The sequence below is a fragment of the Rhizobium deserti genome, assembly GCF_004358025.1.
Classification (GTDB): Bacteria; Pseudomonadota; Alphaproteobacteria; order Rhizobiales; family Rhizobiaceae; genus Neorhizobium; species Neorhizobium deserti.
On sequence record NZ_SMTL01000008.1, the window covers coordinates 114,677 to 126,838 of the forward strand.

General features: G+C 55.0%; 13 protein-coding genes. 5 read left to right on the top strand and 8 right to left on the bottom strand.

The genetic code is table 11. From position 1 onward, the window contains the following. Positions 1-5 precede the first annotated feature (5 nt). The 6 genes from rsmG to hemE form a co-directional block, all read right to left on the bottom strand. On the bottom strand, positions 6-626 hold the full coding sequence (gene rsmG, locus E2F50_RS21305) for a 16S rRNA (guanine(527)-N(7))-methyltransferase RsmG (RefSeq protein ID WP_133318202.1): 621 nt from the start codon (positions 624-626) through the stop codon (positions 6-8). Further along, a complete protein-coding gene (mnmG, locus tag E2F50_RS21310) occupies positions 626-2,503 on the bottom strand; it encodes a tRNA uridine-5-carboxymethylaminomethyl(34) synthesis enzyme MnmG (RefSeq protein ID WP_133318203.1) in 1,878 nt (625 codons plus the stop codon). The genes rsmG and mnmG overlap by 1 nt, the downstream gene beginning before the upstream one ends. Positions 2,504-2,539: 36 nt before the next feature. Further along, positions 2,540-3,841 carry a tRNA uridine-5-carboxymethylaminomethyl(34) synthesis GTPase MnmE gene (gene mnmE / locus E2F50_RS21315; protein ID WP_133318204.1) on the bottom strand — a complete coding sequence of 434 codons (1,302 nt, stop codon included), beginning with the start codon at positions 3,839-3,841 and terminating at the stop codon, positions 2,540-2,542. Between the two features lie 84 nt (positions 3,842-3,925). After that, a complete protein-coding gene (rho, locus tag E2F50_RS21320) occupies positions 3,926-5,191 on the bottom strand; it encodes a transcription termination factor Rho (RefSeq protein ID WP_112964404.1) in 1,266 nt (421 codons plus the stop codon). A gap of 178 nt (positions 5,192-5,369) precedes the next feature. Further along, complete coding sequence (hemJ, locus tag E2F50_RS21325; RefSeq protein ID WP_133318205.1) at positions 5,370-5,915, bottom strand: protoporphyrinogen oxidase HemJ; 546 nt, start codon at positions 5,913-5,915, stop codon at positions 5,370-5,372. Then, positions 5,912-6,946, bottom strand: coding sequence for a uroporphyrinogen decarboxylase (hemE, locus tag E2F50_RS21330; protein WP_133318206.1), 1,035 nt, complete (start codon positions 6,944-6,946; stop codon positions 5,912-5,914). Before hemE ends, hemJ begins: the two co-directional genes overlap by 4 nt. Positions 6,947-7,346: 400 nt before the next feature. On the opposite strand from hemE, the gene E2F50_RS21335 reads away from it, so the two are divergent. The 5 genes from E2F50_RS21335 to dnaQ are packed head-to-tail and all read left to right on the top strand — an operon-like array spanning position 7,347 to position 10,943. Next, the gene (locus E2F50_RS21335) at positions 7,347-8,168 is read left to right on the top strand and encodes a pyruvate, water dikinase regulatory protein (RefSeq protein ID WP_133318264.1); all 822 of its coding nucleotides are present in this window, start codon (positions 7,347-7,349) and stop codon (positions 8,166-8,168) included. Between the two features lie 26 nt (positions 8,169-8,194). Next, on the top strand, positions 8,195-8,788 hold the full coding sequence (locus E2F50_RS21340; protein ID WP_133318207.1) for a Maf-like protein: 594 nt from the start codon (positions 8,195-8,197) through the stop codon (positions 8,786-8,788). After that, the gene (locus E2F50_RS21345; RefSeq protein WP_133318208.1) at positions 8,781-9,638 is read left to right on the top strand and encodes a shikimate dehydrogenase; all 858 of its coding nucleotides are present in this window, start codon (positions 8,781-8,783) and stop codon (positions 9,636-9,638) included. Before E2F50_RS21340 ends, E2F50_RS21345 begins: the two co-directional genes overlap by 8 nt. Further along, positions 9,638-10,243 carry a dephospho-CoA kinase gene (gene coaE / locus E2F50_RS21350; protein ID WP_133318209.1) on the top strand — a complete coding sequence of 202 codons (606 nt, stop codon included), beginning with the start codon at positions 9,638-9,640 and terminating at the stop codon, positions 10,241-10,243. Before E2F50_RS21345 ends, coaE begins: the two co-directional genes overlap by 1 nt. Beyond that, positions 10,236-10,943: a DNA polymerase III subunit epsilon gene (gene dnaQ, locus E2F50_RS21355; RefSeq protein WP_133318210.1), complete on the top strand. Its 708-nt coding sequence runs from the start codon at positions 10,236-10,238 to the stop codon at positions 10,941-10,943. The genes coaE and dnaQ overlap by 8 nt, the downstream gene beginning before the upstream one ends. A 47-nt stretch (positions 10,944-10,990) precedes the next feature. Here the strand turns inward: dnaQ and secB are convergent, their stop codons facing one another. Both secB and E2F50_RS21365 read right to left on the bottom strand, forming a co-directional pair. Further along, a complete protein-coding gene (gene secB, locus E2F50_RS21360; protein ID WP_133318211.1) occupies positions 10,991-11,467 on the bottom strand; it encodes a protein-export chaperone SecB in 477 nt (158 codons plus the stop codon). Positions 11,468-11,548: 81 nt separating this feature from the next. Continuing rightward, positions 11,549-12,061, bottom strand: coding sequence for an FxsA family protein (locus E2F50_RS21365; protein ID WP_133318212.1), 513 nt, complete (start codon positions 12,059-12,061; stop codon positions 11,549-11,551). Between the last annotated feature and the right edge of the window lie 101 nt (positions 12,062-12,162).

Here is a 12,162-nt window from a genome sequence, read left to right on the forward strand (position 1 = left end):
GGCACCTAACCTGGGTTCTTGTGCCTTAGGCCACTAATCTCAAGAACAACTGAGTTCGCTTCGACGGCACTAGCATGTTCTACCAGATCGAAATCCCACCGACTATGAGCTTTCTCGATCTCGGCAACGTAATCCCTACCTTTGTGAAAAAAGGCGCGTGTTTCGGAGCCTATCAACCAAGGCGAGGAAAGCGAGAGTAGCTGATCCAGATCCGCTAAGGCTCTGGCTGAAATGGCGTCGCAAACCGGCAGTGAAGAATATGCGTTCTCGATACGAAGAGGATAAACCGACCCACGCGCGCCGGTTTCCGCCAATGCCACCCGGAGGAAGGCGGCCTTTTTCTGGTTGCTCTCCACGAGATGCACCCAACCGTCCTGAAGTTCAGCCAGAAAAATCGCTGTGATTACACCTGGGAAACCGCCCCCGGATCCCAGGTCGAGCCAGTTTTGCGGCTGAGGCGAAAGCTGAAAAATTTGAGCACTATCGGCGATGTGTCGACGCCAGATCTCCCCAATAGTCGAGGGAGCAACAAGGTTTATCGTGCCAGCCCATTTCATAAATAGCTTAGAAAAATTCTCCAACCGGTCCTGCGTTTCACGTGAAACACTCTTGCCGTTTAATTGCATCAGGAGACTCGTTCCGCGCGTTCGATTGCACCGTGTTTGCGAATGAGCGCGAGAAGCAGGGCAAGCGCTGCCGGGGTCATTCCATCAACCTTAGCAGCCTGAGCTAAATTCGCAGGGCGCACAGCCGCGAGCTTGAGCTTCAACTCATTGGATAGGCCAGGGAGATGATCAAAGATAAAATTGGGAGGGATGACACGTGCTTCGTCCCGCTGCGTCGCTTGAATATCGGCGGTCTGACGATGCATATAGACTGCATATAAAGCTTCTGTTTCGAGAGCCTTTTGGACCCTTGGTCGCACAGATACTAACTCTGGCCAGAGAGCCTGGAGACTGGTGGTTGACTGCTCCGGGTAGGCCAGAAGCTCATACGCACTACGTCTTTGCCCATCCTGATTCAGCTTAATCCCATGACGGGCCGCCTCATTGGGTGTCACCTGAAGTGACTGGAGCACACGACGGCCCTGATCCAGATCCTCGCAATACGATGAAAACCTATCAGATCGCTGCTGCCCCACAATGCCTAACGATATCCCTATGGGCGTGAGCCTCAGATCCGCATTATCAGCACGTAAGGACAAGCGATACTCGGCTCGCGAGGTGAACATACGATATGGTTCTGTCACGCCCCTTGATGTCAGATCATCTATCATCACGCCAATGTAGGAATCGGATCGGCTGAAATGATGTGGTTCCTGCTGAGCAGCGCAACGCGCCGCGTTTAGACCTGCAACCAGACCCTGGGCCGCTGCTTCTTCATAGCCGGTGGTGCCATTGATCTGCCCAGCTAAGAACAACCCGGACAGCTTCTTGAGCTCAAGGGCAGGGGTGAGTTCACGCGGATCGACATGATCATATTCGATCGCATATCCGGGCTGCAGGATCGCGACATTTTCCAAACCAGGAATGGTACGAATGAACGCTTCCTGAACGTCGGCGGGCAGGGATGTCGAGATTCCGTTCGGGTAAACCGCCGGGTCGTCAATGCCCTCTGGCTCAAGGAAAATTTGATGGCCGTCTCGCTCGCCAAAGCGAACGATTTTGTCCTCGATGGACGGGCAATATCGGGGGCCAACGCCTTCGATCTGACCCGAATACATGGCCGACAGGTGGATATTGTTCGTGATGATCTTATGGGTCGCTTCGGTCGTCCGCGTGACGCCGCAGGAAATTTGCGCAGTAGTGATACGATCGGTCATAAAGGAAAACGGAACCGGATCTTCATCGGCTTCCTGTGAACCTATAGCTGACCAGTCAATGGTTCGCCTATCCAATCGTGCAGGAGTACCGGTCTTCAGGCGACCCAACTTCAAGCCTAACCGCGTTAGTGTTCCGGACAAACCTTCTGACGGATCTTCTCCAACGCGACCTGCAGGAATTGTAGTTTGACCAATATGGATCAGTCCACGCAGGAAGGTGCCAGTCGTCAACACAACCGTTCCGCACCCGAATCGACGTCCGTCTTTCGTGGTAACAGAGGAGACTGCCCCGTGATCGGCGCTGATATCAAAGGCGTCACCCTCAATGACAGTAAGATTACGATGCTGGGCGATTTCTTTTTGCATCGCTTCACGGTAAAGCCTGCGATCAGCTTGGGTTCGGGGACCTCGGACAGCTGGTCCTTTTTTCCGGTTCAGAAGCCGGAACTGGATCCCCGAAGCGTCCGCAACCCGCCCCATAAGCCCATCTAAGGCGTCGATTTCGCGGACTAAATGCCCCTTGCCTAACCCGCCGATAGCAGGATTACAGGACATCACGCCAATCGTATCGCGCCTATGCGTCAGCAATGCAGTCTTTGCACCTGAGCGCGCTGCGGCACTTGCCGCTTCGCATCCGGCATGCCCAGCACCAATAACGATGACGTCGTAGTTGATATCCATCCTACCGCCTTAACGGAACAATCTGTTTCACGTGAATCACTTGCCGACGCAGAACTGCGAGAAAATTACGTCCAGAAGTTGTTCCACATCCACCCGGCCGGTGATTCGTCCCAAGGCCGATGCCGCTGCACGAAGGCTTTCCGATCTAAGATCCAGGTGATGGCCAGCCAAGGCCTCTTTAATGAATTCGGTTGCTTCCCGCAAATGGGAAATATGCCGCTCCCTACTAGGCACACTGAAGCCCGTCCAATGCTGCTTCAGCCGAGCAGTAATTTCGCCCCGAAGTTGATCCAGGCCTTCACCTGTCACCACAGAAATACATAAATCAAAACGCTGCGCTTGGCCGCAGATATCGACCTTTGTTCCAACATTGAGAACTTCAGGTAGGCCTTGCAGTTTATCTTGTTGCGGAGGCGAATCAATTTCTTGAAGCTGTATAACGAGATCAGCCTGATCTATCGCGGTAATAGCACGTCTGACACCCTCTCGCTCAACGATATCGTCAGTGTCGCGAATTCCGGCCGTGTCAAATACGCGTACCAAAAAGCCATTTAAATCCAGATCGACATGCAGGACATCTCGCGTCGTTCCGGCGATATCGGTAACAATTGCCACGTCGCGTTGTGCTAGCGCGTTCAGTAAGCTGGACTTCCCGGCATTTGGCGGACCGGCGATAACAACTTTATATCCGTCCCTTATTATTTCCCCGGTCTTGGCGGCGGCAATATGGCGTGTCATTTCAGCGGAGAGGGCTGCTACATCCGCCCATACCCTGTCTGATACCGACCCCGGAATATCATCCTCGTCAACGAAATCGAGTTCGGCTTCTATCAGCGCTCGGGCATGTGTCAGCCGTCGAGCCCAATCCATATAGAGTTGTGACTGTCCTCCAAAGCCCTGTTCGACGGCCAGCTTTCTTTGCATTTCCGTTTCTGCGGAAATGAGATCGGCTAGACCTTCCACCTCAACCAGGTCGATCTTACCGTTCTCGAACGCACGACGTGAAAACTCACCCGCTTCAGCCAGGCGAAGTCCGAGGAGCGACAGCTCCTGAGATATTCTAGCGAATACGGCACGGCTTCCGTGAAGGTGCAGTTCGACGCAATCTTCTCCCGTGAAGGAGTGTGGTGCAGGAAAAGTGACGACCAGGCCATGGTCGATCACGTCTCCCGTTTGGCCTCGTAGAGCCCGAAGCATAGCTTGACGGGGAGGAGGTACATCGGCCGTCAGTGCAGCGAGAGCCTGGAAGCTTTTCGGACCGCTCATACGGACCACAGCGACGCCTGCGGGGAGAGTGCCACTGGACAAGGCGAAGATCGAGTCACTGGTGTTCGGCATCGGGCGACCTCAATAAGGGAATCTGGAAAACCAAAAGCGCCCGGATTAACCGAGCGCTTTCATTTTTAAGACTCCGGCTTAGGATCAGGTATTCATCGAGTCGAAGAAATCGCCGTTGTTCTTGGTCTGCTTCAACTTATCGATAAGGAATTCAATCGCGTCCGTCGTACCCATTGGCGCAAGAATTCGGCGAAGAACAAAGATCTTTTGCAAGTCCTGACGCGGAACGAGCAAGTCTTCCTTACGGGTACCGGACTTGAGGATGTCCATGGACGGGAAGATGCGCTTGTCGGCCACCTTGCGATCAAGCACGATTTCCGAATTGCCCGTTCCCTTGAATTCTTCGAAGATCACTTCGTCCATCCGGCTGCCTGTATCGATCAGGGCCGTGGCTATGATGGTCAGCGAGCCGCCTTCTTCGATGTTGCGCGCCGCGCCGAAGAAGCGCTTGGGACGCTGGAGAGCGTTGGCGTCCACGCCGCCTGTCAGAACCTTGCCAGACGAAGGGACCACGGTGTTGTAAGCGCGCCCAAGGCGGGTGATGGAATCGAGCAGGATGACAACGTCGCGGCCGTGCTCGACAAGCCTCTTGGCCTTCTCGATCACCATTTCCGCTACCTGGACGTGGCGAACGGCCGGCTCGTCGAAAGTGGACGAAACAACTTCACCCTTCACCGACCGCTGCATGTCTGTCACTTCTTCCGGCCGCTCGTCGATCAGGAGAACGATGAGATAACATTCCGGATGGTTTGCGGTGATGGAATGGGCGATGTTCTGCAGCAGAACCGTTTTACCAGTGCGTGGAGGAGCAACAATCAGTCCGCGCTGACCCTTACCAAGCGGCGCAACCAGATCAATGACACGGGCTGACAAGTCCTTGGATGTCGGTACGTCCAGCTCCATCTTGAAGCGATCGTTAGGATAGAGCGGCGTGAGGTTGTCGAAATGGACCTTGTGGCGAATTTTCTCCGGGTCGTCGAAATTGATTGTGTTGACCTTCAGCAGCGCGAAATAACGCTCGCCTTCCTTAGGTCCCCGGATCGGTCCCTCGACCGTGTCGCCTGTCTTCAACGAAAAGCGCCGGATTTGCGAGGGCGAAATATAAATATCGTCCGGGCCCGGCAGGTAATTGGCGTTCGCAGAGCGAAGAAAACCGAAGCCGTCCTGCAGTACTTCAACAACGCCTTCGCCAATGATCTCAATGTCCTGGCTTGCCAGAACCTTGAGGATTGCAAACATCAGCTCCTGCTTTCGCATCGTGCTGGCGTTCTCAACCTCGAGCGATTCGGCGAAGGTCAACAAATCAGTCGGAGATTTGCTCTTGAGTTCTTGAAGCTTCATTTCAGCCATGAAGGGAGGACCATATTGAGAATTCAGGGAGGATGTAGGCGTGTCGGTGGAATTCGCTACCGCGGATAATGGTCCGGGACGATGAGATTACACGCATGCCACGAGATGAGGTGGCGATGAAAATAGCGATTCACGTGGAACGCCGCAAGAGGCATTCGCTAATCTGTCTGATAATAGATTAGAACGGCTTCACAATAACCAGAATGACGATGCCGATCATCAGCACGGTCGGGATCTCGTTCATCATCCTCCAGTAGCGGGAAGACTTGCGCGGACCATCCGCCGCGAAGCGACGAACAGCCCTGCCGAAGAAGACGTGCACCAGCGTCATCAACACGACAAGCGCGATTTTCGCATGCAGCCAACCACCCTGAAATCCATAGACTTCCCAAGCCAAAAACAGGCCCAGTATCCAGGTAATCATCATGGCGGGGTTCATGATGATTTTCAGCAGCCGAGCCTCCATCATCTTGAACGTTTCCGACTGGGGCGAACCGGCTTCGGCGTCGCTGTGATAGATGAAAAGCCGCGGCAGATAGAGCAATCCCGCCATCCAGGAAATCACGGCGATGACGTGGAAAGCCTTGACGTAGAGCAGGAAATCGTCCGGCTGACTGAGATAAACCGCAGCCAAAATGACAACGAAAACAGCGAGCGCGATGAAGGCTCGAAACGCTGAGCGTTTTCCGGCAGAAGCGCCGGCCTGATTATCACCCGCCGTCACGGTGCAAAACCGCGAACGCGGTTGACGAGCGTGGCGACGTGATCCGGATCAGCCTCCGGCGTGATGCCGTGGCCGAGATTGAATATCAGCGGACCGTTTCCAAGCGTTTGGAGGATAGCATCAATACCGTCCTCCAATGCCTGGCCACCAGCGACAACCCGCATTGGATCAAGATTGCCCTGAACCGGCCCGTCCTTCTGCAGATCAGCTGCGAAGGAGAGGGGAACCGACCAGTCGAGGCCGATGGCGTCGGCTTGGGTTCTCTGGCGGTAGGTCTTGAGGTTGAAGCCGGCACCTTTTGCAAAAGCTATCACCTTGGCTCCAGGGCGTTGAGAATGGACGATATCGATCATCCGCTCAACGGGTTTGATCGCATGTTTTTCAAACTCTCGCTCCCCAAGAACGCCTGCCCAGGAATCGAAGATCTGAACCGCATCAGCCCCAGCATCGATCTGGCTGATCAGATATTCCGCCGAGACCTCGGCCAGTAGGGCGAGAAGTTTCTCAAAAGCTTCCGGGTATCTATAGGCGAAGAGACGGGCAGGAGCCTGATCCGGTGTACCTTGTCCTGCGATCATATAGGTGGCCACGGTCCAGGGCGCACCGCAAAAGCCAAGCAGAGCAGTTTCTGGCGGAAGCTGCTCCCGCAGCCTTGTGACCGTCTCGAGAACCGGTTTCAAATAATCGATCACGCCACTGGCGCTGAGTTGCAGGATCTCATCAACCGTGATGGGATCCATCCTCGGTCCTTCACCCTGAACGAATCGAACGTTTCTTTGCAAGGCGTCCGGGACAACCAGGATGTCGGAAAACAGGATAGCCGCATCAAAGCCATAGCGCCGGATTGGCTGAAGCGTGACTTCGACTGCCAGATCCGGTGAGTAACAAAGATCGAGAAAGCCACCGGCACGTGCTCTCACTTCCCGATACTCTGGAAGATAGCGACCCGCCTGTCTCATCAGCCAGACGGGGGGAGGACTGACTGTCTTTCCCTCAAGCACACTGACTATCTTCCGGTTCGTCCCGGTCAATGGGTTCTCCCTCTAATAAAAGAAAATCATTTTAGAAGGTTTCTATTTCTTAGAGTCGGTGAGTAGCAAGGATTAAAGTGAGATCACAGGCAGTGCGACAATCCACCGCCGAAAGCTGTCCCCGAGGAAATAAAAATGACAAAACAAATTGAAGTCGGGGATAAGCCGAATAGACGAGCAGATTCAGCGATATCAATAGGCAAGAAAATGAGCGTGCTTGTGGAAAGGCTGTGCAAAAGCTGCCGTAACGGATGCATTGTCCCCGTCATCCACAGCGCCGCTGATAACGTGTCCCCGAATGAGCGTTTGTGGAAAAGTCGGCAGTTTTCCCAGCTGCGGCGGGCTGCCCCCTAGAACCCGATCGTCTCTCCCCAGTTATCAACAAAGGGTTAAGTTTAGCGTGGAGAACCGAAAAACCTTCTTCCATCTGCACCTGATTTCGGACTCAACCGGAGAAACGCTGATTTCAGCCGCACGCGCCGTCTCAGCGCAATTTCAGCATTCGCTTGCCATTGAACACGTCTACCCGCTCGTACGGAACCGCAAGCAGTTGCTGGCTGTGCTGGAGGCGGTGGATCAGGAACCCGGAATTGTTCTTTACACGATTGTCGATCATGACCTTGCCGCGCTGGTCGAGCTGCGTTGCAGGGAGATGGGGCTTCCAAGCGTCAATGTACTTGAACCGGTCATGATCACGTTTCAGGCCTATCTCGGTGCCCCGTCGCGCCGCCGCGTTGGTGCTCAGCACGCGCTCAATGCAGACTATTTCAAACGCATCGAAGCTCTGAATTTCGCCATGGATCATGACGATGGCCAAATGCCGGAAGACTATGAAGAGGCGGACATTGTTCTGGTTGGTATCAGCCGAACGTCCAAAACACCGACAAGCATCTATCTTGCCAATCGCGGCATCAAGACAGCCAATATTCCCATTGTTCCAGGGATCGAACTTCCTGCAGCTCTCTTCCAAGTGAAAACACCGTTGATCGTCGGGCTGGTTGCGACCACCGATCGCATCAGTCAGGTTCGCGAAAATCGTGAACTGGGCACGTCGCAAGGCTTCGATCGCCAGGTTTACACCAATCGCGCGACGATCAATGAAGAGCTCAAATACGCGCGCGCCCTTTGCGCCAGACACAATTGGCCCATCATAGATGTCACCCGCCGATCGATTGAAGAGACTGCAGCCGCGATCGTTGCGCTTCGCCCGAAGCTGCGTTAATCGGCGCCTGTCATTGGGAGATCATCGTGACGCAATATCTCGTGCTCGCCTCTTCAAGCCCCTTCCGCCGAATGCTGATGGAAAATGCCGGCCTCAGCTTCGAAAGCCATCCCGCCAAAATCGACGAGCGCAAGATCGAGGCCACACTGGGTGTGTCTGGTCCCGACCAAGTCGCTTTGTCACTTGCCAGGGCGAAGGCGCTCGATGTGAGCAGCCGGTTCCAGGATCGATTGATCATCGGCTCCGACCAGACCATGTCTCTGGGCTCTCGGGTATTTCACAAGCCAAGGTCCCTAGCGGAAGCGAGGGAAAACTTGCTCGCACTCTCCAGTGCCACCCACAGGCTGAACAGCGCCGTAGCCCTGGTCCGCAATGGTGAAGTTGTCTGGGAGCATGTTTCATATGCGGATCTGACCGTCCGTGAGTTGAGTGGGCAGTTCGTGGACCGTTACCTCGCAAGAGTGGGAGATAAGGTTTTAGGCAGCGTTGGCGCCTACCAATTGGAGGGGGAGGGGATCCAGCTTTTCTCCAGGATCGACGGCGATTACTTTACTATCCTCGGTCTCCCCATGCTGCCGCTTCTGCAACAGCTTCGATTGCTTGAGGCAATAGATGGCTGATTCACGTGAAACATATATGGTTAATGCTTTTGTCACGGGATGGCCGATCAAGCATTCCCGCTCGCCGCTGATCCACCGGCACTGGTTGAAGCGTCATGACATTCACGGCTCCTATAAGGCCGAGGCTGTAGCTCCGGAAGAATTCCCGGCTTTCATTCACTCATTGAAACAGGATGAAGCAGGCTATCGCGGTGGCAATGTCACCATTCCTCACAAGGAACTTGCTTATCAACTGTCCGATAAGCCCGATGAGATCGCGCAGGAACTAGGGGCCGCCAATACCCTCTGGATGAATGAAGGTCTGCTCCATGCGACAAATACTGATGGCTACGGCTTTACCGCCAATCTCGATTATATGCGTCCGGGTTGGGACAAAGCTGAACGGGCGGTCGTTTTCGGTGCAGGCGGTGCGAGCCGCGCCGTTATCCAGGCCATTCGTGACCGTGGCTTTAGTGAGATCCACGTCATCAACCGGACCTTGGCGCGAGCGCAGGAACTACGGCATCGCTTCGGTTCACAGGTCTACGCCCACAGCCCTGAGGCTCTTTCGGAGGTCATGACCGAGGCGGGGCTTTTCGTGAACACCACGTCTGTTGGAATGGATGGGAGCGATGCACCGGATATCGATTTTTCCATGCTAGCACCAGATGCTCTTGTGACGGACATTGTTTATATCCCGCTGATGACACCTTTACTGAGGCAGGCTCGTAAGCAGGGCTTTCGGACTGCCGATGGTTTGGGCATGTTGCTGCATCAAGCCGTTCCCGGTTTCGAAAAGTGGTTCGGCTTTCGCCCTGAGCCGGATCAGGAGATCCGCGAGCTGGTGATCCGGGATATGGAGCAACATTGATGATCATCATCGGTCTGACCGGATCGATCGGCATGGGGAAATCGACGACTGCAGCCATGTTCGAACAGGAAGGTATTCCGGTCAACGACGCTGATGCGGTCGTTCATGAACTCTACCGAGGCGACGCCGTTGGCCCTGTCGCCGAAGCTTTTCCAGGAACGCTCAAAGACGGCGCAATCGATCGGCAGGAGCTTTCGCGGCAACTTTCTGTTGATCCTGGAAAGCTTCGCTTACTGGAATCCATTGTTCACCCCCTCGTTCGCCAGCGAGAGGCGGACTTCTTGAACCATCACAGGGAAGCCGGAGCCGAGATCGTCGTCCTCGATATCCCGCTGCTATTCGAAACTGAGGGGGAGGAGCGCGTCGATGTGGTCGTTGTCGTTTCCTGTGATCCACAGATTCAAAAGCAAAGAGTGCTTGCGCGGCCGGGCATGAGCGAAGACAAGTTGGAGATGATTCTTGCCCGACAGGTTCCAGATCGCGAGAAGCGCGAAAAAGCCGATTTCATTATAGACACCGGAACAGGAATCGACGCGGCAAGGCAAAGGGTCAGGCAGATCATCACTTCCCTAAAATCCGGAAACATGAGCGACAAGTATGCGTGAGATCATCTTCGATACGGAAACGACAGGCTTGGAAACTCGCTCCGACCGGATCATCGAAATCGGTGGCGTCGAGCTCGTCAATAACTTTCCGACCGGCAGGACGCTGCATCTCTACATCAATCCAGGAGACCGCAAGGTTCATCCGGATGCTCTCGCCGTGCACGGTATCACGGACGAATTCCTGAAAGACAAACCGCACTTCGGCGAGGTTGTGCAGCAGATCTTGGACTTCTTTGATGGGGCCAAATGGATCGCTCACAACGCGACATTCGATATGGGCTTCATCAACGCGGAACTGGAGCGGATTGGTCTTCCGCCGGTGCTGCCTGATCGGGTGGTGGATACGCTTTCCATGGCTCGCCGGAAACACCCGATGGGGCCGAATTCGCTCGACGCGCTTTGCCGGCGCTATGGTGTGGACAACGGTCATCGTGCCAAGCACGGCGCGCTTCTCGACTCCGAACTGCTAGCAGAAGTTTACATCGAGATGACCGGTGGCCGCCAGGCGGCTCTGGGTCTCGTCGGCGCAGAGCAGAACAGGACCACTATCGAGGTCGAGGAAGTCGTCGTTACAACTAGGCTGGGCCGCCCGCGGCCCCTGCCGAACCGGCTGAACCCTGCCGACCTGGAAGCGCATGCCGCCATGGTCGCGTCCTTGAAAGACAAGGCCATTTGGCTGAAATACGGCCCGGCGCCGTGATCAAAAAAGCCCGGTCGTAACCGGACTTTTTTGTTTCAGCATCAGGTTCAGCTATTGAGAACCTGAACCTTGGACTTGGCTTGCTCTTCGGCCATGCGCTGCGTGAACATCTGTGCGAAATCGATCGGGTCGATCATCAGTGGAGGAAAACCGCCGTTGCGAGTCACGTCGGCAATAATCTGACGGGCAAAGGGGAAAAGCAGGCGCGGGCATTCGATGAAAAGCAGCGGCAGCATATGCTCCTGCGGGAAGCCTGTGATCCGGAAGACGCCGCCGTAGACAAGTTCTGCAGCGAACACGACCTTTTCGTCGTCTCGTGCTTCAGCATTCAAGGATAGGATGACGTCAAAATCGGTTTCCGACAACGGATTTGCGTTGACGTTGACGTTGATATTGATGGCCGGTGCCTTGTCGCGCGCCTGCAAGGAGCGGGGAGCGCCCGGATTCTCGAAGGAAAGGTCCTTGGTATATTGGGCCAGGATGTTGAGCGAAGGAGTCGCGGCCTGTGTGTTGTCGTCTGCCATAAGAATTCCTCGAGCCTTGGAATAGTTCAGGCCCTCTAACATTTCGTCTTAGGCCTTACAACCCTGGCCGCTGGCCGGGCTTCAGCAGTCTTTTTCGTCCGGCGGAGTCCAAGGTGATGGTGAACTGGGTCTCCGCTGAAACTCCTGCTCATCCAGATCGAATACCGGGCCCAGAGCTTCGGCTCTCGGCTTAGCGCTGCGATGTCGAGCAGTGAACCCTCCTTTGCCGGAACTTACGACGACGATCCGCTTTCCAATGGCCGACCAGATCAGGCTTCGTATGCCAGGGATGAAGAGCAGGATGCCGATGATATCCGTAAGGAAGCCAGGCAGGAGCAGGAGAACGCCGGCCACGACAATCATGGCCCCATCGATAAGCGCGCGACCGGGCATGCGGCCCTCTCGGCTTTCCTGGGAAATCTGCCTGAGCAAATGCATGCCCTGACTTCTCATCAATAATCCGCCGAGAATGGCAGTCCCGATGACGAGACCCAACGTGCCCCACAGTCCGACTGCGCGGCCAACGAGGACGAAGCCCGCGATTTCCGCTAGCGGCCATCCAAGAAGGAGCAAAGGCACAAGAAAGAGGCGCATGATATTGCCTATGTCGTGATAGTTATCTGTCCTGACCGTCTGCAGCGTCGCTATTTGAAGATGGCCCGTTGCAGACTATATGAGAAGCTGCACTGAAAATT